We start from the raw sequence: 20,743 nt of genomic DNA, 5'->3' as shown, positions 1-20,743 counted from the left end.
GCGACCCCACGGAGGCGGGCCGCCGGGACCTCCCGCCCCCACCACCCTCCGGCCGGCCGGACGGGCGCGCCCGTCACGCGGAGCGCGCCCGTCACGCCGGCCACCAGACCAGACCACACCAGACCGGAAGAGGTTTCCCATGACGTTCCGCATGCCCGCCGAGTGGACCCAGCACGAGGGCTGCCTGATGGCCTGGCCCGTGCGGCCGGACCTCTGGGGCGACACCCTCGACGAGGTCAAGCGCGAGTACGCCGCGGTCGCCCGCGCCATCGCGGAGTTCGAGCCGGTCACCATGGTGGCGCCGCCCGGCCACGGCGACGAGGCGCGCTCCCTGTGCGGCGACGGCATCACCGTCGTGGAGCTGCCGATCGACGACTCGTGGTTCCGCGACAGCGCGCCGCTCTTCGTCCTCGACGAGGACGGCCGCCGCGCCGGCGTGGACTTCCGCTTCAACGCCTGGGGCCGCAAGCACCACCCCTGGGACGCCGACGACCGGATCAGCGGCCTGCTGCTGGAGCACCTCGCCGTCCCGGCGGTCCGCTCCGAGATGATCCTCGAAGGCGGGGCGATCACCGTCGACGGCCAGGGCACGCTCATCACCACCGAGCAGTGCCTGCTCCACCCCAACCGCAACCCCGGGATGACCCGGCAGGAGATCGAGGACGAGCTGAAGGCCCGCCTCGGCGTCACCAAGGTGATCTGGCTGCCCTACGGCGGCGCGCTGGACACCGAGACCGACGGGCACGTGGACGGCGTCTGCGCCTTCGCGGCGCCCGGCAAGGTCGTCGTGCAGCTGCCGGCCGACCCCGGGCACCCGGACCACGTGCGGATGCGGGCCAACCGCGCCGTGCTGGAGCACAGCACGGACGCCCAGGGCCGGCCCTTCGAGATCGTCGACGTGCCGCAGTCCGCCTTCGTCGAGGTGGACGGCCGCGAGGTCGAGGTCGGCTACCTGAACTTCTACGTCGCCAACGGCGGCGTCGTCGTCCCGGTCGCCGACCACCCCGAGGACGAGGGGGCGCTGGCCGTGATCGCCGCCGCGTTCCCCGACCGCAAGGTCGTCGGCGTCCGAGCCCGGGTGATCGCCCACGGCGGCGGCGGCGTCCACTGCATCACCCAGCAGATCCCGGCCGCCCGCGCCTGACCGACCGCCAGCGAACGGAGGACAACCCTCATGGCCCCCACCGCACCCACCAGACGCCCCGCACCCGCCAGACGCCCCGCACCCGCCAGACGCCCCCCGAGGCGGCTGCGCCCCGCACTCGTCACCGCCCTGCTCAGCGCCACGGCCCTGGTCGCCGCCTGCGCCGGCCCGCCCCGCGCCGACGGGACCGGCCAGGCCGGCATCCAGCTGTCCGCCACCACCCCGCCGGCCGCGGGCGCGATCGACTCCTTCACCTGGGCCACCTACGCCGAGCCGCCCACCCTCGACTACACCCAGGCCTTCGACTACCCGCAGAACACCGTCCTCGCCAACGTCTGCGAGAGCCTGATGCGCTGGACGCCCCAGCTCACCCTGGCCCCCGGGCTGGCGGAGAAGGCGTCCAACCCCGACCCCACCACCTGGGTCTACGACCTGCGCTCCGGCGTGCACTTCCACGACGGCACGGTGATGACCGCCGACGACGTCGTCTACAGCCTCGGCCGGCAGATGAACCCGGACAACGCGGCGGCCTGGGCCCAGGTGTTCCAGAACGTCGAGTCCGTCACCAGGACCGGCCCGCTCCAGGTCACCGTCAAACTCAAGCAGTCCGACTCCCAGTTCCCGCAGTACATGGCCACCGCCGCCGGGGTCGTCGCCGCCAAGGCCGGGGTGGAGGCCGCCGGCAAGGACTACGGCACCAGCGGCGGCCTCGACTGCACCGGCCCCTTCAAGCTCGGCAGCTGGGCCAAGGGCCAGTCCATCGAACTCCAGCGCTTCGACGACTACTGGGGCACCAGGGCCAAGGCCGGGAAGGCCGTGTTCCGCTTCCTCACGGACCCCTCCGCGCGCACCAACTCGATGCTCAGCGGCGAGGTCGACGGCGGCTACCTGATCCCCACCGAGAGCTACGACCGGCTGCGCAAGAGCGGCGTGGGCACGCTGTACTTCGGCGAGGGCCTCAGCACCGTCAACGTCAACGTCACCAGCACGCAGGGCCCGCTCGGCGACCTCCGCGTCCGCCAGGCGCTCTCCCTGGCCCTCGACCGCTCCGGCTTCGTCCGCACCGGCCTCGCCGGAGCCGGCACCGTCACCGGTTCCCTCACCACCAGGGCCGCCTGGGCCGGTGCCCCCGACGACGTCCGCAAGGCGGCCTTCGAGCACCTCACGCCCACCGCGCAGGACATCGACCGGGCCAAGGAGCTCGTCAAGGAGGCCGGCGCCAACGGCAGGACGCTGACCATCGCCACCAGCACCATCGGCCAGGACGTCTCCCTGCTCGCCACCGCCGTCCAGGCCGCGGGAGCCCGGATCGGCCTGGACGTCCAGCTGAAGACGATCGCGCCGAACGCCTTCACCGCGCTGTTCACCGACCCCAAGGCCCGTGAAGGCCTGGACATGTTCCCGGAGACGTACTACGACTCCGTCACCGACCCGCTCGACCTGCTCGCCAACTTCAGGACGGGCGCGTACCAGAACTTCGCCGGCCACAGCGACAAGGCCTACGACGACCTGGTCGACCAGGCCGTCGCCGAGTACGACCCCGCCAAGCGCGCCGCCGTCGAGGCCAGGCTCCAGCAGACCGCCTCCGAACAGCTGTTGTGGATCCCGGTCGCCGAGTGGCCCACCGCCGTCTTCCTGAACAAGCGGATCACCGGCGCCCCGACCACCATCTCCTACCTCTACTACCCGTGGGCCGCCGACGTCGGGGCGGCCCGATGAGCTTTCTCAGATTCGCCGCCCGGCGGCTGGCCGAGATGGCCGTCACCCTGCTGGGCGCCTCCTTCGTGGTCTTCGGCGCGATGTACCTGGCGCCGGGCAACCCGGCGAGCTTCCTCCTGTCGGGCCGCTCGGCCTCGCCGGCCGCCCTGCAGGCGATCAACGACCAGTACCACCTCGACGATCCCTTCCTCGTCCGCTACCTCCGCTGGCTCGGACAGGTCCTGCAGGGCGACTTCGGACGCTCCATCACCTACCGCACCGACGTGTCGAAACTGCTCGCCGACCGGCTGCCCGCCACCCTGACCCTGGTGGCGATGGCCCTGGTCGTGGTCGTCGTGGTCGGCCTGCTGCTCGGCTGGATCGGCGCGGTGCGCGGCGGCGCGACCGACTCCGCGATCCTGGTCTCCACCACGCTCGCGGTCGGCACGCCCTCCTTCGTCGCGGCGGTCCTGCTCCAGGGCCTGTTCGCGGTCAAGCTGGGCTGGTTCCCGACCAGCGGCACCGGCGACGGCCCGGGTGACCTCCTCTGGCACCTGACCCTGCCGGCGATCGCCCTCGCGCTGTACCTCATCGGCATGCTCTCCAGGGTCACCCGCTCCGCGATGCTGGAGGCCCTGGACGGCGAGCACATCGCCGTCGCCCGCAGCCGCGGCGTACCCGAACGCCACGTGATCCGGCGCCACGTGTTCCGCAACTCGCTGGGCACCGTGCTGACCACCGGCGGTCTGATCGTCTCCACCCTGCTGGTCTGCACCATCCTGGTGGAGTCCGCCTTCAGCATCGGCGGCATCGGACAGCTCCTCGAACTGTCCACCGCCACCAAGGACTTCCCGACCGTCCAGGCCATATCCCTGATGATCGTCGCCCTGTTCATGACCGTGAACCTGATCGTCGACCTGCTCCACCCGCTGGTCGATCCCCGGGTCACCCTCGGCGCGAGGGGGGCCGGCGCATGAGTGTCGCCCTCACCCGCCGACGCGGCCTCGCCAAGGTCACGGCCGCCCGCGCCCCGCTCCAGCCGGCCTGCCTCGCCCTCGTCGCCCTGATCGTGGCGGCGGCGCTGCTCGCCCCTTGGCTGGCGCCGTACGACCCGAACGACGTCGACCTCTCGGGTGCCCTCGCCGGGCCGTCCGCCGACCACCTGCTGGGAGCCGACGCGGCCGGCCGCGACACCCTCTCCCGGCTCCTGCTCGGCGCCCGCACCTCCCTGCTCGGCCCACTCGGCGTGGTCGCCTTCTCCACCGTCGCGGGCGTCCTCGTCGGGGTCGCGGCCGGCTGGCGCGGCGGCTGGCTCGACTCCGTGCTGTCCCGCAGCACCGAGCTGGTCTTCGCCTTCCCCGGCATGCTGCTCGCCATCCTGATCGTCTCGGTGTACGGGGAGGGCCTGCTCGCCCCCGTCATCGCCCTCGCGATCGCCTACCTGCCCTACGTCTCCCGCCTGACCCGCTCACTGGTGCTGGCCGAACGCGAGCGGCCCTACATCAGCGCCTACCAGGTCCAGGGCCACTCCACCCTGCAGATCTGCCTGCGGCACGTCCTGCCCAACATCGCCCCGATCGTCCTCGCCCAGTCCACCATCAACTTCGGATACGCCCTCATGGACCTGGCCGGCCTCTCCTTCCTCGGACTCGGCGTCCCCGTCCTCACCCCCGACTGGGGCCGGATGGTCTTCGACGGCCAGACCGCGATCCAGCACGGCTACCCGCTCTCCGCGGTCCTTCCCTGCGTGCTCATCGTGCTGACCGTCGTCGCCTTCAACGTCGTCGGCGAACGCTGGGCCGACCGCTTCGCCCGGAGGGCCGCGTGAACGCTCTCGACATCCAGCACCTCCGGCTCCGCCTGCCCGGCACCGCCCGTCCCGTCCTCGACGGCGTCGACCTCACCGTCGCCCCGGGCGAGACCGTCGCCCTGGTCGGCGAGTCCGGCTCCGGCAAGACCCTCACCTCCCGCAGCGCCCTCGGCCTGCTGCCGCCCGGCGCCACCGCCGAAGGCCGCGTGCTGGTCGACGGCCAGGACGTCCTGACGATGGACCCCGGCCGCCTGCGCACCCTGCGCACCGGCCGGGCCGCCATGATCTTCCAGGACCCCCGGGCGGCCATCAACCCGCTGCGCCGCGTCGGCGACTTCCTCACCGAGGGCGTCCGCCTCACCGGGGCCATGAGCGCGGCCGACGCCGGGCGGCGCGCGGCCGAACTCCTCGACGCCGTCGGCCTCGGCCCGGAACTGCTGCGCCGCTACCCCGGCCAGCTGTCCGGCGGCATGCTCCAGCGCGTCATGATCGCCGGTGCCCTGATGGGCGACCCGATCCTGCTGCTCGCCGACGAGCCCACCACCGCGCTCGACGTCACCAGCCAGGCGGAGGTCATCGCGCTCCTCGGCCGGCTGCGCCAACGCTTCGGCACCGGCCTGCTGTTCGTCACCCACGACCTCGGGCTCGCCGCCGCCGTCAGCGACCGCGTCCACGTCATGTACGCCGGCCGCATCGTCGAAAGCGGCCCCGCCGAGGCCCTCTTCGACCGCCCCCGCCACCCCTACACCGCCGCGCTCCTCGCCGCCACCCCCCGGCTGGACTCCAGGCCCGGGCGGTTGGCCGCCATCGACGGCCAGCCACCGGACCTGCGGCAGGAGTTGACCGGTTGCGCGTTCGCCGCCCGCTGCCCGTTCGCCACCGGTCTCTGCCGCGAGGAGGCCCCCGGGGCGCGCCCGGCACCCGGACAGCCCGGGCACCGGGCCGCCTGCCACCACAGCGACCTCCTCGAAGGGAGCACCGCCGATGCGTGAGAGCACCTCCGTGACCGGCTCCACCGGCCGGGTCGCGGGCGAGGTCCTGGAGGTCACCGGCCTGCGCCGCAGCTTCGGCACCGTGCGCGCGGTGGACGACGTCTCCTTCGGCCTCGCCGCCGGCGGATCCCTGGGCATCGTCGGCGAGTCCGGCTCCGGCAAGACCACCACCGCCCGGATCATCGTCGGCCTCGAACAGGCCGACGAGGGCCGGGTCGGCGTCCTGGGCCGGGCCCGCACCGGCCGGGCGCGGGGGAGGGCCGAGCGGCTGGCCCGCGCCCGCGAGGTCCAGATGGTCTTCCAGGACCCGTACCTCTCGCTGGACCCGCGCACCAGCGTCGAGGCCGTCCTCCGGGAGACGCTGCGCCTGCACTTCCCCGATGCCGACCACGACGCCCGGATCAGGGAGCTCCTCGACCAGGTCGGTCTCGGCACCAGGGCGGCGGACGCGCTGCCGCGGCAGCTCTCCGGCGGCCAGCGCCAACGCGTCGCCATCGCGCGGGCCCTGGCCGTCGAGCCGGCCGTCATGGTCCTGGACGAGGCGGTGGCGGCCCTGGACGTCTCCGTCCAGGCCCAGGTCCTCAACCTGCTCGCCGACATCCGCGAACAGACCGGCATCGCCTACCTGTTCATCACCCACGACCTCGGCGTCGTCCGCTGCGTCACCGACGACGTCGTCGTCATGCGCCACGGGCGGATCGTCGAGTCCGGCCCCACCGCCAGGGTCCTCGACGACCCGCAGCACCCCTACACCGGGCTGCTGCTGGAGTCCGTCCCGCGGCCCGGCTGGGATCCCCACCGGATCGCCGCCGCACGCCGCGCGCTGTAGCCCGGGGTGGCCCGGTCCCGGCGGGGGCCTGCCCGGTGCCCGCCGGGGCCGGGGCGGCGGGCGCGGCCGGATTCACCCCGATGGCGGGTGCCTGCCGGGCCGGTTCCCGACCGCTCCTTGGCTAGCCCCATCCTTCGCATGTAGCTGTTTCGGATGAACTGATGATGTGGCCGGTACCTCGGCGGGGGTGGGTCGTTGGGTAGGGCGTGTCGATATCTCGCTCGCGTCGTTCCCGGGTCCAGCGTCCTCGTATGACGGTGGAGTTGGCCCCGGTGGTGGAGAGGCGTCTGGGCGCTCTGCCCGCCTCTGCCGAGTTTCTGCGCCGGCTGGACGTGGCCGGGATCATCGACGAGCTGTGTCCGATCCGCGAGGTCGCGCACCTCACGCACGGGCAGGTGATCGAGGTCCTGGTCGCCAACCGGCTGTCCTCGCCGACCTCGATGGTCCGAGTCCGGGACTGGGCGCGGACGTGGGCCGTCGAGGAGGTCTTCGGCGTCGAGCCGGACCTGCTCAACGACGACAGGCTCGCCCGCGCTCTCGACGCGATCGCCCCGCATCTGGAGGAGATCACCGGCTCCGTCGGCGCGCAGGCCATCGCGGAATTCGGCATCGACACCGCCCAAATTCACTGGGACATGACGTCGATGTCCCTGTTCGGCGCCTACGAGGACCAGGAAGAGGGCTTTCCGCAGGTCAGGTACGGTCACCCCAAGGACCGGCGGGTGGATCTGAAGCAGATCCAGGCCGGCCTGGCCGTCACCCGCGACGGCGGGATCCCCCTCTTCCACCGGGTCTACGACGGCGGCGCGGGCGAGGTCGCGCAGGTCGTCGGCGCGATGAACGCCCTGCGGAAGACCGCCGAGCGCAAGGACTTCCTGCTCGTCGCGGACTCCAAACTCGTCTCCCACCCGAACATCACCGCACTGCTGGACGCGAAGGTCGACTTCATCGCCCCGCTCCCGGCCGCCCAGGTCAAGGCGGATGTCTACGCCGCCCTCGACCTTCACTCCGCCCGGCCGGTCGACTACGTCAACGACCGCGACCGCGAGCGGAACACCCCCGCCGACCAACGGGAGTCCTACCGGGTCCTGGAGGACGTCCACGTCATGACCGGGCCACGCAAGAGCGACCCGCAGCACCGGCTGCGCAGGATCCTGGTCCACTCCACCGGCAACGCCAAAGGCCAGCAGGCCGCCCGCGCCAAGCGCCTGGCCCGGGCCGCGGAAGACCTGGAGAAACTGCAGCGCTCGGCCGGCGGCCGCTTCTACAACACCGCGGCCAAGGTCGAGGCCCGCATCGGCGTGATCGCCAAAACCCGCCGGGTCGCGAGCTGCCTGCGCACCGGGGTCACCGTCGATTCCGACGGGCGCCCGTCCCTGGCCTGGCACTTCGATCAGGACATCCTGGACACCGAGGCCGCCGCCGACGGCTGGTACGCCCTGGTCACCCGGCTCACTCCCGAGCAGGCCGACGCCGCCGAGGTCCTCAAGCGCTACAAGGGCCAAGGCGTCGTCGAGCGTCGCTACAACGACTTCAAGGGCCCGCTCGCCGTCGCCCCGATCTTCCTGGAACACAACCGGCGCATCGCCGCCCTGATCACCGTCATCTGCCTGGCCCTACTCGTGTTCTGCCTGATCGAACGCCAGGTCCGCCAGGCCCTGGGCCCCGACCGGACCATGGGCGGCCTCTACCCCGACAACCGCAAGGTCCGCCCCACCGGCCGCATGATCCTCTACCACCTCGACAGCCTCATGCTCCGACCCGGCACCGCGACCAGCCCACCCGTCATCCTCATCAACCGAGGAGTCCAAGCACACCTGCTCGAACTCCTCGGCATCGACGAAACCCGACCCCGCTGGCTGGAAACCTAAGACCCCACCTGCGAAGTCACCGGCTAGCGTGCGGAGCCGTACCCCCGACACCCGCCGGATCGAGGCTCCATGGCGCAACCCAGGCCGCCCCGCCGCACGTTCCTGCGTTCAGGAGCCGCGCTCGCCGCACTGGCCCTGGCCGGCTGCTCCGCCGACGGCGGGGACGCGGAGCCGCCCGGTCCGAGCGGTACGGCCCCGGCCTCGTCGGGTGGCCCGGCGGGGCCGGCGTGGGTCATGCCGGCCGAGTCGGGTCCGCACACCCGCACCTTCATGGCCTGGCCGGCGCTGGAGGAGGTCTGGGGAGACCAGCTCCCCGGTGTCCGCCAGGACATCGCGGGGCTGGCCCGGGCCGTCGCCGGGTTCGAGCCGGTGGTGCTGATGGCCAGACCCGACCAGGCCGGCCAGGCCCGGCAGGCCTGCGGCTCCTCCGTCGAGGTGCTCGACCTGGCCGTCGACGACCTGTGGGCGCGGGACACCGGCCCGACCTTCGTCACCGGCCCGCAGGGGCTCGCCGGGGTCGACCTGAACTTCAACGGCTGGGGCAACAAGCAGACCCACGCCGAGGACGGCCTGGTTGCCCGCACCCTCCTCGGCCACTACGGCATCCCGCGGATCCAGGCTCCCGTCACCGGGGAGGGCGGCGGCATCGAGGCGGACGGCGAGGGCACGCTCATGGCCACCGAGAGCTCCTGGGTCAACGACAACCGCAACCCCGGCAAGTCCCGCGACCAGATCGAGGAGGCCCTCAGGGAACTGTTCGGCGTGCGGAAGGTGCTCTGGATCAAGGGGGTCGCCGGGCAGGACATCACCGACTGCCACATCGACGCCCTCGCCCGCTTCGCCGAACCGGGCACCGTCGTCCTCCACCGGCCCGGCCCCGACACCCCGCCGGACGTCTGGACCACCGCCTCCGACCAGGCGTTGCAGGTGCTCGGGAGCGACACCGACGCGAACGGCCGGACGCTGAAGGTCATCGAACTCCCCGAGCCCGACATCGCCCTCATCGAGGGCGCGGGAAAGGACTTCCCCGCCACCTACCTCAACTACTACGGCTGCAACGGGGGCGTCATCGTGCCGCGCTTCGGCGACCGGGCCGCCGCCGACCGCGCGGCCGGCATCATCGGCGACCTGCACCCCGGGCGGAAGGTGACGCAGGTCGAGATCTTCCACATCGCCGGCGGGGGAGGGGGCATCCACTGCGCCACCCGGCAGCAGCCCGTCGCGCCCGGCGCCACCCCCTGACGGCGCGCGTCCCGGCCGGTCAGACGGTGGACGCCAGCGAGTCCATCAGCGTCCGCAGCACCCGCGCGGCGTCCACCGTCCCGTCCAGCGACCCGATGGCGGCGATCCCGTCCACGGCGGCGGCGAAGGCCTCGCCGAGGGGGACGGGGTCGCCGCCGCTGCCGCGCTCGTCCGCCAGGGCCCGGAACAGGTGCACGAAGCAGGACCGCCACCGCGCGTACTCCGCCTCCAGGCCGGCCCGGACCCGCTCGTCGTTGAGGGCGAGCCAGTGCAGGGCCGCGTGCAGGCGTGCCAGGTCGGGGCTCTCGGGCCGGGTGAGCAGCGCCAGCACCCGTTCCGCCCGCTCGGCGAAGTCGCCCGGGCCGGTGACCGCCTCCTCCAGCGGGGCGATCCACTCGGGCCGGATGTCCTCCACCACGGCGACGATCAGCTCGGTGCGGTCCGCGAAGTGGTAGTGGCACATCCCGTGCGAGACCCCGCTCAGCGCTGCCACGTTGCGGGTGGTGAACCGCCCCGCGCCGTCGCCCGCGAGCAGGGTCCGGGCCGCCGTGATCAGCCGGGCCCGGGTCTGCTCGCCCTTGGCGGACGCGCGCGTCCGGCCGGCGCCGCCCGGTCCGGAGGCCGTTCCCCGATCTGTGCCTGTCGCCTGTGTCGCCATGGCCGTCACTGTAACGACTGCCGGCGCCGGGCAGGGCCGGTGATGCCGCCTGCGGTTCCCGGCGGGCGCCCGGCCCGGGGAACGCCGTACCGTCCGGGCCGATGCCTGCGAGAAGTATTGACCAAGCGCTTGGCCAGTTTTACCTTTTCGGTCAACTGCTGCAGGAGCAGCGGACTTTGACATGGAGGCAGTGATGGACGACCGCTCCAGACTTCAGACGCCGGCCGACGGGAGCGTCGGCCGGCGCCGGTTCCTGACGGCCGCCGGGCTCGCCGTCGCCGGCACCGCGCTGACCGCGGCGACCGGCGGGCAGGCCCTGGCCGCCGGGGAACGCCGCACCACCGCGGGCGGACCGGCCGCCGTCGGCGCCGCGGGCTACCGCGTGCCGCTGGACACCGTCCCGCACACCCGTACCTGGATGGCCTGGCCGGACAGCAGCACCATCTGGCGGGGCAAACTCAGCGGTGTCCAGTCGAACATCGCCCTCATCGCGAAGACCATCGCGAAGTACGAGCCGGTGACCTTGTGCGCCAATCCCGCCAGTGTCGCGAAGGCGCGGTCGATGTGCGGCTCACGCGTCACGGTCATCGGGGACATCCCGGTCGACGACTGCTGGATGCGCGACACCGGGCCCGTGTTCCGCACCGACGGCACGGGCGGTCTCGACACGATCGGCCTCGGCTTCAACGGCTGGGGCAACCACCAGAACCCGCACGGCAACGACGCCCTGGTCGCCCAGCGCGCCGCCGCCTACCTGGGCGTGCCGTTCGCCCGGGCCGGGCTGGTCGCCGAGGGCGGCGCCGTCGAGACCGACGGCGCCGGCACGCTGATGGCCACCCGGAGCAGCATCATCAACCCCAACCGCAACCCCGGCATGTCCCAGGCCCAGATCGAGGCCGCGATGTGCGCGGCCTTCGGCGCCTCCACGGTGATCTGGTTCCCCGGCATCGCGGGCCAGGACATCACCGACGACCACGTGGACGCCACCTCCCGCTTCGTCGGCGCCGGCGCGGCCGTGGTCCAGAAGCCCCTGGCGAGTGACACCGACGTCTGGGCCGAGGACGAGCGCCAGCAGTACCGGGCGCTCTCGACCGCCACCAGCGCCCAGGGCACCCCGTTCACGGTCGGTCAGATCCAGGGCCCCGACTACAACCTCATCCGCTCCACGTCCCCCGACTTCGTCGGCTCCTACGCCAACTACTACCTCTGCAACAACGCGGTGATCTCCGCCCAGTTCGGCGACACCAGGGCCGACAGCGCGGCCAGGGCCACCCTCGCCCGGCTGTTCCCCGGCCGCACCGTCGAGCAGCTCGACATCGACTACCTCGGGGCGGGAGGCGGCGGGATCCACTGCGTCACCCAGCAGCAGCCCGCCGTCTGACGCGGCGGGGTCGGGGCCGGTCCTGGGACCGGGCCCGGCCCCGCCGGAAGGGGCCGCTCAGCCGAGGGCGGGGATGTCGTGGGTCGCGCAGTGGATGCCGCCACCGCCGGCGGCGATCGCGTCGATCTTCACGGGGACGATCTCCCGCCCGGGGAAGTACTGCTTCATGATCTGCTGGGCGCGGCCGTCGGCCCGGTCGTCGCCGAACTTCGGCAGGTAGACGCCCTTCGCGCCGATGTAGAAGTTCATGTACGAGGAGACGAAGGCGTCGCCGCGCCCGGTGATCCTGTCCGGGTCGGGCTGCTGGAGCTCGACGACCTCCAGCTTCCTGCCGCTCGCGTCGGTGGCGTTCTTCAGGGCGGTGCGGGCCTGGTCGGCGGCGCGGGACCAGACGTCCGCCGGGGTGCCGGGGAAGGCCTGGTCGAGCAGGACGACGCCGGGAGCGACGAAGCGGGTCAGGCAGTCGACGTGGGCGTCGGTGATGTCCTTGCCCTTGACGCCGGCCAGCCAGACGACCTTGGTGACGCCGAGGGCCTTCTTGAGCTCCGCCTCGACCTGGTCGCGGGTCATGCCCGGGTTGCGGTTGTCGTTGACGACGGAGCTCTCGGTCACCAGCAGGGTGCCCTGGCCGTCGGTCTCGAAGGAGCCGCCCTCGGCGACGAGCCGGGTCTCGATGCGCTCGACGCCGTACTTCGCCAGCACCGCGCGGGCGACCTCGGAGTCGTTGCCGCGCTGCTGCTTGCCTCCCCAGCCGTTGAAGTTGAAGTCGACGCCCTTGACCTTGCCACCCTCCTCGACGAACACCGGCAGGGTGTCCCGGGCCCACAGGTCGTCGACGGCGATGGGCACGACCTCGACCGCCGAGCCGCAGGCCTTCTGTGCGGCGTCCTTCTGCTCGGGGCGGGCCATCAGGACGACCGGCTCGCGCGCCGCGATGGCCTGGGCCAGGCCCGCGACGTCCCGGCGGACGTCCGGGAGCTGGTCGCCCCAGACGCTCTCGGAGGCGGGCCAGGACATCACCGTGCGCAGGTGCTTCTCCCACTCGGCGCCGAAGCGGCGGGCGCCGGCGCCCGCCGTGGCCGCACCGCCGGGCTGCTGCGAGGGCGAGACGGCGTCGAGGTCGCCGGCGCCGGTGGGATCGCAGGCGGTGAGGCCGAGGGTGAGGGCGCCGACGCCGGCACCGGCGAGGGAGCGCATCAGGGTGCGGCGGGACAGGGCGTTGGGCATGGGGGGTCTCCGGCCGGGGGTCGGGGCTGTCGGGGCTTCGGAACGGGGTGTTCGGTGGAGGCGGCCGCGGCTACGGCAGCGGCTCGTGCATGGTCGAGCAGTGGATGCCGCCGCCGCCGGCCATCAGGCGGTCGACGTCGATCTGCACCACCTCGCGGCCGGGGAACGCCGTGGCGAGCGCCTCCTTCGCGGCGGCGTCCTTGTACGGGTCGCCGAACTGGGCGGTGATGACACCGCCGTTGACGACGTGGAAGTTGAGGTAGGAGTCGACGAACTTCGAGCTGCGGGAGCGGACGGTGTCCGGCCCGTGCACGGGGATGACCTGGAGGCGGCGGCCGCGGGCGTCGGTGGCGGCGGAGAGGATCGCGAACTGCTCGCGGGCGTCCCGCGCCCAGGCGTCGTTGCGGTCCGCCGGCGGCAGCTGGACCATCACGACGCCGGGGCGGACGAACCGGGAGGTGACGTCCACGTGGTCGTCGGTGATGTCCCGGCCCTTGATGCCGGGCAGCCAGATCATCTCGTCCGCGCCGTAGGCGTCCAGGACGGCGTCCTCGATCTCGTCCCGGCTCATGCCCCGGTTGCGGTTCTTGTTGACCAGGCTGCTCTCGGTGGCCATGACCGTGCCGTCGCCGTCGGTCTCGATCGCGCCGCCCTCGCCGACGAAGTCCGCGTAGCTGTGGCGCAGGCCCCGGCGGGTGGCGAGGCGCTCGGCGACCAGGGCGTCGTCGTGGTGGACCTGCTTGTTGCCCCAGCCGTTGAAGTTGAGGATCACGGCGTCCAGGCCGCCGTGGCCGTCCCGGCGGAACACCGGCGCGATGTCGCGCATCCACAGGTCGTCGGTGGGGATGGCGGTGATCACCTCCACCGCGGAACCGCACCACGGCTGGGCCTTGCCCGCCGTCCAGTCGTCGGGCGCGCACATGACCACCGGCTCGAACTCCGCGATCGTCCGGGCGATCAGGGCGATGTCCTCCTGGACGCCGCCCAGGCGCAGCCCCCACACGCCCCGGCGGGAGGGCCAGGACATCCACGTCCGGGCGTGCGGTGCGTCGTCTGCGGGCACCCAGGGGTAGGCCTCGGTGGAACGGTCATCGCGGTGGTGCGTCATGAGGGTCTCCAGATCGTGCGGCGGTGCGGGGGAGGGCGCACGGGCCACCAGGTCCACTCTTCGCGCCGCCACACGGCGGCGCACCACGGGAGGGGGCCGGCGGCAGCACCCGGCCTGCGGCTTCAGGCTCGCACTGACTGAAAAATCAGTCAAACTCGCGGGCGTGGCATGACGCAGGTCCGACGACTTCCGTACGGAGAGTGACGTCCGGCCGCTGCGGGCGGCTCGGAGCGCAGGCCGGCCCGGACGCACGCCGGCTCGGACCCCGCGGGTTCGGGCCGCCGGCCGGTTCCGGCGCGGCGGTTCGGAGTCCGCTGGTCCGGACCCGCCGGCTCAGGAGCCGAGTCGGGCCACCTCGGCGTCGATCGCCTCGGCCATGAGCGCGCGGGCGTGTGCCAGGGGCAGGCTGCCGCTGAGCCAGCGCGTGCTCAGCCCCTCCAGCAGCGCGGTCAGCCGCTCCGCCGCACCGGCCAGGGCGACCGCCGGGGACATCGGCTGTACCGCCCCGAGCAACTCGGCGACCTCCTGCACCCAGACCCGGGTGGCCCGTGCGAGGTCCTCGCGCAGCGTCCCGTCGAACACCGCGCTCGCCCGCAGCTCGCCCCAGGCGGTGCTGTTCTCGCGCACCTCGGCGGTGTCCTGGAGCTCCAGCAGCAGCGTCTGCTCCAGCTCCTCGCGGGCCGTCAGCGGCGGCGCGTCGGCGGCCCGCTCGGTCGTGTAGCGCTCGGCCCGGTCGTTGATGAACTCCAGCGTCTGCCGGAGGATCCCGGTGCGGTCCTTGAAGTGGTAGTAGATCAACGCGGTGGACACGCCCGCCTCGGCGGCGAGCTCCTCCACCCGCAGCCCGCGCACCCCACGCCGCGCGATCACCCGCGCCGCTGCTTCCATGATCGACGTTTTACGACTCGCCACGATCGCCTACCTTACCCGGGGCTTCTGCCAAGATCCCTCCGGGGGCTGAAAGCCCCGTCAGTCACCGTGACCTCCGGGGGCCCTCGGGGCCCCGGCCCGGCACCGGGGATGCATGCACCGCCGCCGCGGCAGGGCGGTCCTGCCGCGGCGGCGGTTGCGCGGCCGGTGTCAGGCCGTGGCGTCGGCGAGCCAGAGGTCGGGGCCGAAGACCTCGTAGCGGATGTGCCGGGCCGGGACTCCGGCGCGCAGCAGCTGGTCACGGGCCGCCCGCATGAAGGGCAGCGCGCCGCACAGGTACACGTGGGCGTTCCCGGGCAGGTCGAGGCCGTCGAGGTCCATCAGCCCGGTGCGCCCTTCCGGCTCCTCGGCCGAGAGCTGCTCGTACCAGAACACGGCGCGGGCGTCGGGCAGTCCGGCCACGAAGCGCTCGGTGTCGGCGCGCAGGGCGTGGTCGGCGGGGGAGCGGTCCGCGTGCAGGACGAGGACCGGGCGGCGGGAGCCGGTGGCGGCGAGGTGTTCGAGCATGCCCACCATCGGCGTGCAGCCGATCCCGGCGGAGACCAGCACCAGCGGGGCGTCCGTGTCGTCGAGGAGGACGTCGCCGACGGGCACGGACAGGGTGAGCTCGTCGCCGGGGCGCACGGTGCGGTGCAGGAGACCGGAGACCTCGCCGTCGGGGCCCTCGCCGTGGACGCGCTTGACGGTGATCCGGCGCAGCCGGCCACCGGGCGCGCCGGAGAGGCTGTACTGGCGCAACTGGTGCACGCCGTCGGGCAGCAGGACGCGCACGCTGACGTACTGGCCCGCCCGGGCCGGCGGGGCGTCGGAGCCGTCGGCGGGCCGGAGCAGGAAGGAGGCCGTGTCCGCGGTCTCCTCGCGCCGCTCGACGACCGTCCACTGCTGCCAGACCATCCCCGGCCGGACCTGCGCCTCCTGGTAGAGGCGGGCCTCCTGGGCGATGAGCGCACCGGCCATCAGCCAGTAGACCTCGTCCCAGGCCGCGGCCACCTCGGGTGTCACCGCCTCGCCCAGCACCTCGGCGATGGCGGCGAAGAGGTACTTGTGCACGATCGTGTACTGGTCGTCGGTGACGCCGACCGCGACGTGTTTGTGGGCGATGCGGGCCAGCAGCGCGTCGGGGCGGGTGTCGGGATGTGCCAGCAGCGCGCCGGCGAACCCGGCGATCGACCCGGCGAGGGCCCGGCGCTGGGCGCCGCTGGCCTGGTTGCCGCGGTTGAACATCCCGTCCAGGAGCTCCGGGTGCTCGGCGAACATGGTGGCGTAGAAGCGGGCGGTGATCTCGTCGAGGGCCGCGCCGACGGCGGGCAGGGAGTCGCGGACGACCCGGGCTGATTCGGCGGAAAGCAAGGCGTACTCCTCGGGCACGTGGCGGTGGACCGCGTGCGTCGACGGCCGGTGGTGGGCCGGGACGCCGGGCGCGGGTTCCGGTGGCGCCTCAAGAAGAACGCACGGGAGGCCCCGCTGCCGAGGGACCGAAGGTCCCTGCCCACCGGTACCTTCGGCCGCCGCCCCGGGCGCGTCCACCGTGCGGGGCCACCGCGGGGCGGTTCGGACGGCCGCGGGGGACGTTCCGGCCGATGCGTCGGGACGTCCGGGACGGAGCGCGGGGACGTTACGGGCGAAGCGGAGGAGCATGAGGTGGAGCGGAGGAGCAGGCGTTGCTGTGAGGCCTGCCGGCGCACCGCGTCGCCGAACGGCGCGGCGGGGGTGGCGGAGGCGTCGGCGGGCCGGACGCGAGGAGGAAGGCCATGATCGTCGACTGTGCGCACTACCGCGACGGGCGCCGGCAGCACGAGGGTGCGATGCCTCTGGAGGAGGCCGCCGCGCGCTGTGCGCGGGGCGGCTTCGTCTGGCTGGGCATGTTCGAACCGGGCGCCGGGGAACTGGAGGAGGTCCGCGAGGGTTTCGGCCTCCACGAACTCGCCGTCGAGGACGCCCAGGCCTTCCACCTGCGGCCGAAGGCCGAGCAGTACGAGGACGGCACGGAGCTGATCATCCTGCGCACCGCGCGCTACGACGACGAGCGCGAGGAGGTCGACACCGGTGAGATCAGCATCTTCCTGGCCGAGCACTTCGTGATCACCGTCCGCCAGGGCGTCGCCAGCGAACTGGCCGGCGCCCGCAGCCGGCTGGAACGCAGGCCCGAGCTGCTGCGGGCCGGGAGCGCCTCGACGCTCTGGGGCATCCTCGACCAGGTCGTCGACGGCTACGCGCCCGTCGTCGCGGGACTCGAACGCGACATCGAGGAGATCGAGGCCACGGTGTTCTCCGGGGCGGTCGCGCCGACCGAGCGGATCTACTTCCTGCGCCGGGAGGCCACCGACTTCTACCGCGTCGTGCACCCGTTGCTGGCCGTGCTGGGCCGGCGGCTGCAGACCGGCAGGTCGCCGGCCGAGCTCCTGCCGTACTTCCGCGACGTGCACGACCACCTCCTGCTCGTCAACGAGGAGGTCGCCGCCCAGCGGGACCTCCTGACCACCGTCCTGGAGGCGAACATCGCGGTCATCTCCGTCGAGCAGAACAAGATCACTCTCCGACAGAGCGCCACGATGGAGCGGCTCACGATCGTGGCGACCGTGTTCCTCCCGCTGTCGTTCGTGGTCGGGTTCTTCGGGCAGAACTTCGAGTGGCTGGTGAGCCACATCAGCGGCTTCACGACGTTCCTCGTCCTCACCCTCTGCGGGCTCCTGTTGCCGTGCCTCCTGCTGACCGTCTGGCTGCGGCGGCGGCGTCGCGAGGATGCGCCGACGGTACCGGGAACGGCCGGCGCGGTCCCGCCCGCTCCGACGGCCCCGGCGGGCTGACGCCGGCCGGGCACCGTGCTCCTCGACGCGACGTGCGAAGGCAGCCGCTGACCGCTGCCCGCCGTGCGCGGTCCGGGTGAGGCCTCTAGTCTTCGGAACAGGGCCCGTCGGCGGTGGCGACTCCCGCTGTCCGGCGCACTTCCCTGTCAGTGCCACCTCCCGCGGAAGGCAGCCAGGCATGACCACACAGTCAGAGACCCCCGTCCTCGACACGCTCGCCGCCATGACGGTCGACTCGCTCGAACGTTGCGGCCTGGACGAGCGGACGCTCATCCTCACCAGGATCGCGGCCCTCGCGGCCATGGACGCACCCGCGATCTCCTACCTCGCCCACGTGGGCCCGGCCGTCGAGGCCGGGCTGACGGTCGAACAGTTGCAGGACGTGCTGGTCGCGGTCGCGCCCATCGTGGGCACGGCCCGCGTCATGGCGGCGGCGGGCCACATCACCGAGGCGCTAGGCCTCGCCATCGCCGTGGCCGAGGTCGCCCAGGTCGAAGCAGAGAGCAAGGCGGAGCCCTACTGATCCGCTCCCCAGGGATCAGCCCTGAACGGGCGGTCGGAGCCGAGGCCACCCCGGGGTCTCCCCGGGGTGGCCTTCTCGTGCGCTGCCCGCGGAGTGCGGGCCGGCCGTCCACCGCGCTCCCGGCGGGTCAGCACGTGGAGGGCGCCGGCGGTGCGGCTCCACCGCCGTCCGCCGGGCGGCGACAGGACGCGTACGGTACCCGGCCGGGCCAGTATGGAGGGGGGCGCGGGTCCGCCGTCGGCTCGAACGAGGTTGTTGTGATGGGCATGTCGCCACATGCGTCGTCGCGGTCCGGACACGAGGCCGCCGAGGTGATGGAAGGGCGCGGCCTCGCGGTGCTGGCGCGGATCCTGCGGTCGGTGCCGGACCGGGTCGGTGCGCACCTCGGCGGCCTCTACATGCTGTCGGAGGACCAGCGCCTGCTCGAACTGGTCATGACCTTCGGGGCCGCCCGGCAGTTCACCCGACCGTGGCGGCACGTGGGCATGACCGCACCGATCCCGGTCGTCGAGGCGGTGCGCACCGGCCGGACGGTCTGGGTCGCCGGTCCCGAGGAGATGGCCCGCCGCTACCCCAGCGTCGCGGTCGCCATGCCGTACTCGTTCTGCCTCGCGGCCGTTCCGCTCGTCGCACAGGGGACCACCTACGGGGCCCTGTTCGTCCTCTGGCCCGCCGCGCACCCCTCCGAGCTGTCGCCCGGTGAACGCGACGGGCTCGACGCGCTCGCCCGGCGGCTGGCCGGGCCACTGGCGGTGGCGGCCCGGGCGGGCCGTCCGATCCGGCCCGGCCCGAGCCCCGCGGTGGCGGAGTACCGTTCCGCCGGCCCGGGCAGCACGATGGCGGCACGGCTGCCGGAGGGCGTCTGCGAGATCGACCTGGACGGCCGGCTGGCCGCGGTCACCCCGGCCGCGGCCGGGCTGCTCGGCGAACCGGTCGACCGGCTGCTGGGCGTACGGCCGTGGGAGGCGCTGCCCTGGCTGCGCGACCCGGTGTACGAGTACCACTACCGCGCGGCGGTGATCGGCGGGCAGTCCACCTCCTTCGTCGCACTGAGGCCGCCGGACCGGTGGCTCTCGTTCCAGCTCTTCCCGGACGCCTCCGGGGTCACCGTACGGGTCGTCGAAGCCGCCGAGGTCACCGGTGACGCCAAGGCCGGCCGACGGGCCGGGGCCCCCGCCGAGCGCGTGGTGCACACGCGGCCCGGAGCGCTGTACCACCTCCTCCACCTCGCCGGTGCGCTGACCGAGGCCGTCAGCGTGCAGGACGTCGTGGGCATGGTCTCCGAGCAGATCCTGCCGGCGTTCGGCGGCCAGGCCGTCGCGGTGCTGATGGCCGAGGGTGGCCGGCTGCGGATCGTGGGCCACCGCGGATATCCGCCGGGCCTGGTCGACCAGTTCGACAGCACCCCGCTGACGGAGTCCACGCCCGGCGTCCAGGCGTCGACCAATCCCGTTCCGGCGTTCTTCGAGACCCGGGTGGAGCTGGAACGGCTCTACCCGGACCGCCACGAGACGCAGGACGGCATGGCCGCCTGGGCCTATCTGCCGCTGGTGACCTCGGGCCGGCTGATCGGCACCTGCGTGCTGGCCTTCGCCGAGCCGCACCGCTTCGACGTGGAGGAGCGCGCCGTCCTCACCTCGCTCGGCGGTCTGATCGCCCAGGCCCTGGACCGGGCCCGGCTGTACGACACCAAGCTCCTCCTCGCCCACGGCCTCCAGGAGAGCCTGCTGCCGCACGCGCTGCCCACCGTCCCGAGCCTGGAGATCGCGGCCCGCTACCTGCCGTGCACCGAGGACATGGACGTCGGAGGGGACTTCTACGACCTCATCCGGGTCGGTGCCGACACGGTGGCCGTGGTGATCGGCGACGTCCAGGGCCACAACGTCAACGCCGCCGCGCTGATGGGCCAGGTCCGCACCGCCGTCCGCGCCTTCGCCGCGGCCGACGCCGACCCGAGCACCGTGCTCGCCCGCACCAACCGCCTGCTGGCCGACCTGGACACGACCCTGCTGGCCAGCTGCAGCTACCTCTGCGTCGATCTCGTCCACCGCGAGGCCCGGCTGGCCAACGCGGGCCATCCGGTGCCCCTGCGGTACGACCCGGACGGCCGGGCCGAGGCGCTGGAGCCGCTCACCGGCGTGGTGCTGAACGTCGACCCCGCGGCCGAGTACCCGCAGATCCGCGTCGGGCTGCCGGTCGGCACCACCCTGGTCCTGTACACCGACGGCCTCATCGAGACGCCCGGCGGCGATCTCGACCAGGCGGTGGCCGAGCTCACCGCCACGCTCGCCCGCCACGGCGGCGAACCGCTGGACCGGCTCGCCGACGCGCTCGTCGGCCGGGCCGGGCACGCGCAGCACCGCACCGACGACATCGCCCTGCTGCTGGTCCGGTCCGTCCCCCGGTGACCCGCGGCGGTGCCGCCGGCCGCCGGGGCGGCGGTCCCCCGTGCGGCGTAGGCCGGCGTGCGGGCGGCCGCCGCGCTGCCGAGACTCGGGAGTGCGCAACGGGGACGTCTGCGGC

General features: G+C 73.3%; 17 protein-coding genes. 12 read left to right on the top strand and 5 right to left on the bottom strand.

The genetic code is table 11. The features are described from left to right. Positions 1 to 139: 139 nt before the first annotated feature. The 8 genes from C2142_RS03735 to C2142_RS03690 all read left to right on the top strand — a co-directional run bounded on the left by C2142_RS03735 (position 140) and on the right by C2142_RS03690 (position 9,586). A complete protein-coding gene (locus C2142_RS03735; RefSeq protein ID WP_148641065.1) occupies positions 140 to 1,144 on the top strand; it encodes an agmatine deiminase family protein in 1,005 nt (334 codons plus the stop codon). 30 nt (positions 1,145 to 1,174) lie between these two features. After that, on the top strand, positions 1,175 to 2,863 hold the full coding sequence (locus C2142_RS03730) for an ABC transporter substrate-binding protein (protein WP_148641064.1): 1,689 nt from the start codon (positions 1,175 to 1,177) through the stop codon (positions 2,861 to 2,863). After that, entirely contained in the window at positions 2,860 to 3,819 is a 960-nt protein-coding gene (locus C2142_RS03725; RefSeq protein WP_148641063.1) for an ABC transporter permease, read from the top strand. Before C2142_RS03730 ends, C2142_RS03725 begins: the two co-directional genes overlap by 4 nt. After that, a complete protein-coding gene (locus C2142_RS03720) occupies positions 3,816 to 4,670 on the top strand; it encodes an ABC transporter permease (protein WP_148641062.1) in 855 nt (284 codons plus the stop codon). The genes C2142_RS03725 and C2142_RS03720 overlap by 4 nt, the downstream gene beginning before the upstream one ends. Then, positions 4,667 to 5,644: an ABC transporter ATP-binding protein gene (locus tag C2142_RS03715; protein WP_148641061.1), complete on the top strand. Its 978-nt coding sequence runs from the start codon at positions 4,667 to 4,669 to the stop codon at positions 5,642 to 5,644. The genes C2142_RS03720 and C2142_RS03715 overlap by 4 nt, the downstream gene beginning before the upstream one ends. Beyond that, a complete protein-coding gene (locus C2142_RS03710; RefSeq protein WP_148641060.1) occupies positions 5,637 to 6,473 on the top strand; it encodes an ATP-binding cassette domain-containing protein in 837 nt (278 codons plus the stop codon). The genes C2142_RS03715 and C2142_RS03710 overlap by 8 nt, the downstream gene beginning before the upstream one ends. Before the next feature lie 251 nt (positions 6,474 to 6,724). After that, positions 6,725 to 8,344 (top strand): IS1634 family transposase, encoded by a 1,620-nt coding sequence (locus tag C2142_RS39255; protein ID WP_148641059.1) that lies wholly within the window; start codon positions 6,725 to 6,727, stop codon positions 8,342 to 8,344. A gap of 69 nt (positions 8,345 to 8,413) precedes the next feature. Beyond that, on the top strand, positions 8,414 to 9,586 hold the full coding sequence (locus C2142_RS03690; protein WP_148641058.1) for an agmatine deiminase family protein: 1,173 nt from the start codon (positions 8,414 to 8,416) through the stop codon (positions 9,584 to 9,586). Between the two features lie 19 nt (positions 9,587 to 9,605). On the opposite strand, the gene C2142_RS03685 is transcribed toward C2142_RS03690, so the two are convergent. Continuing rightward, the gene (locus C2142_RS03685) at positions 9,606 to 10,244 is read right to left on the bottom strand and encodes a TetR/AcrR family transcriptional regulator (protein ID WP_162002398.1); all 639 of its coding nucleotides are present in this window, start codon (positions 10,242 to 10,244) and stop codon (positions 9,606 to 9,608) included. Between the two features lie 193 nt (positions 10,245 to 10,437). Here C2142_RS03685 and C2142_RS03680 point away from each other — a divergent pair, with 193 nt between their 5' ends. Then, positions 10,438 to 11,625, top strand: a complete 1,188-nt coding sequence (locus tag C2142_RS03680) for an agmatine deiminase family protein (protein ID WP_148641056.1) — start codon at positions 10,438 to 10,440, stop codon at positions 11,623 to 11,625. 57 nt (positions 11,626 to 11,682) lie between these two features. Here C2142_RS03680 and C2142_RS03675 read toward each other — a convergent pair whose 3' ends face one another. The 4 genes from C2142_RS03675 to C2142_RS03660 all read right to left on the bottom strand — a co-directional run bounded on the left by C2142_RS03675 (position 11,683) and on the right by C2142_RS03660 (position 16,240). Then, a complete protein-coding gene (locus C2142_RS03675; protein WP_148641055.1) occupies positions 11,683 to 12,852 on the bottom strand; it encodes an agmatine deiminase family protein in 1,170 nt (389 codons plus the stop codon). A 70-nt stretch (positions 12,853 to 12,922) separates the two neighbouring features. Beyond that, on the bottom strand, positions 12,923 to 13,960 hold the full coding sequence (locus C2142_RS03670) for an agmatine deiminase family protein (RefSeq protein ID WP_148641054.1): 1,038 nt from the start codon (positions 13,958 to 13,960) through the stop codon (positions 12,923 to 12,925). A 333-nt stretch (positions 13,961 to 14,293) separates the two neighbouring features. Continuing rightward, positions 14,294 to 14,848 carry a TetR/AcrR family transcriptional regulator gene (locus C2142_RS03665; RefSeq protein ID WP_148641053.1) on the bottom strand — a complete coding sequence of 185 codons (555 nt, stop codon included), beginning with the start codon at positions 14,846 to 14,848 and terminating at the stop codon, positions 14,294 to 14,296. A gap of 192 nt (positions 14,849 to 15,040) precedes the next feature. Continuing rightward, positions 15,041 to 16,240 carry a globin domain-containing protein gene (locus tag C2142_RS03660; protein WP_148641052.1) on the bottom strand — a complete coding sequence of 400 codons (1,200 nt, stop codon included), beginning with the start codon at positions 16,238 to 16,240 and terminating at the stop codon, positions 15,041 to 15,043. Positions 16,241 to 16,641: 401 nt separating this feature from the next. On the opposite strand from C2142_RS03660, the gene C2142_RS03655 reads away from it, so the two are divergent. The 3 genes from C2142_RS03655 (at position 16,642) to C2142_RS03645 (ending at position 20,628) form a co-directional block, all read left to right on the top strand. Continuing rightward, positions 16,642 to 17,697, top strand: coding sequence for a magnesium and cobalt transport protein CorA (locus C2142_RS03655; RefSeq protein ID WP_148641051.1), 1,056 nt, complete (start codon positions 16,642 to 16,644; stop codon positions 17,695 to 17,697). 178 nt (positions 17,698 to 17,875) lie between these two features. Then, positions 17,876 to 18,220: a carboxymuconolactone decarboxylase family protein gene (locus C2142_RS03650; RefSeq protein WP_148641050.1), complete on the top strand. Its 345-nt coding sequence runs from the start codon at positions 17,876 to 17,878 to the stop codon at positions 18,218 to 18,220. 266 nt (positions 18,221 to 18,486) lie between these two features. Further along, entirely contained in the window at positions 18,487 to 20,628 is a 2,142-nt protein-coding gene (locus C2142_RS03645) for a SpoIIE family protein phosphatase (RefSeq protein ID WP_148641049.1), read from the top strand. Positions 20,629 to 20,743: the final 115 nt, after the last annotated feature.

The organism is Streptomyces sp. CB01881 (assembly GCF_002953255.1).
GTDB lineage: Bacteria > Actinomycetota > Actinomycetes > Streptomycetales > Streptomycetaceae > Kitasatospora.
The sequence above is the reverse complement of the archived record's forward strand: the minus strand, read 5'-3'. Positions and strand labels throughout refer to the sequence as shown.

What these genes read in the sequence shown, in the direction of transcription:
- C2142_RS03735 (WP_148641065.1), top strand. Translation starts at nt 140, where the DNA reads ATGACGTTCCGCATGCCCGCCGAGTGGACCCAGCACGAGGGCTGCCTG.
- C2142_RS03730 (WP_148641064.1), top strand. Translation starts at nt 1,175, where the DNA reads ATGGCCCCCACCGCACCCACCAGACGCCCCGCACCCGCCAGACGCCCC.
- C2142_RS03725 (WP_148641063.1), top strand. Translation starts at nt 2,860, where the DNA reads ATGAGCTTTCTCAGATTCGCCGCCCGGCGGCTGGCCGAGATGGCCGTC.
- C2142_RS03720 (WP_148641062.1), top strand. Translation starts at nt 3,816, where the DNA reads ATGAGTGTCGCCCTCACCCGCCGACGCGGCCTCGCCAAGGTCACGGCC.
- C2142_RS03710 (WP_148641060.1), top strand. Translation starts at nt 5,637, where the DNA reads ATGCGTGAGAGCACCTCCGTGACCGGCTCCACCGGCCGGGTCGCGGGC.
- C2142_RS39255 (WP_148641059.1), top strand. Translation starts at nt 6,725, where the DNA reads ATGACGGTGGAGTTGGCCCCGGTGGTGGAGAGGCGTCTGGGCGCTCTG.
- C2142_RS03690 (WP_148641058.1), top strand. Translation starts at nt 8,414, where the DNA reads ATGGCGCAACCCAGGCCGCCCCGCCGCACGTTCCTGCGTTCAGGAGCC.
- C2142_RS03685 (WP_162002398.1), bottom strand. Translation starts at nt 10,244, where the DNA reads ATGGCGACACAGGCGACAGGCACAGATCGGGGAACGGCCTCCGGACCG.
- C2142_RS03680 (WP_148641056.1), top strand. Translation starts at nt 10,438, where the DNA reads ATGGACGACCGCTCCAGACTTCAGACGCCGGCCGACGGGAGCGTCGGC.
- C2142_RS03675 (WP_148641055.1), bottom strand. Translation starts at nt 12,852, where the DNA reads ATGCCCAACGCCCTGTCCCGCCGCACCCTGATGCGCTCCCTCGCCGGT.
- C2142_RS03670 (WP_148641054.1), bottom strand. Translation starts at nt 13,960, where the DNA reads ATGACGCACCACCGCGATGACCGTTCCACCGAGGCCTACCCCTGGGTG.
- C2142_RS03665 (WP_148641053.1), bottom strand. Translation starts at nt 14,848, where the DNA reads ATGGAAGCAGCGGCGCGGGTGATCGCGCGGCGTGGGGTGCGCGGGCTG.
- C2142_RS03655 (WP_148641051.1), top strand. Translation starts at nt 16,642, where the DNA reads ATGATCGTCGACTGTGCGCACTACCGCGACGGGCGCCGGCAGCACGAG.
- C2142_RS03650 (WP_148641050.1), top strand. Translation starts at nt 17,876, where the DNA reads ATGACCACACAGTCAGAGACCCCCGTCCTCGACACGCTCGCCGCCATG.
- C2142_RS03645 (WP_148641049.1), top strand. Translation starts at nt 18,487, where the DNA reads ATGTCGCCACATGCGTCGTCGCGGTCCGGACACGAGGCCGCCGAGGTG.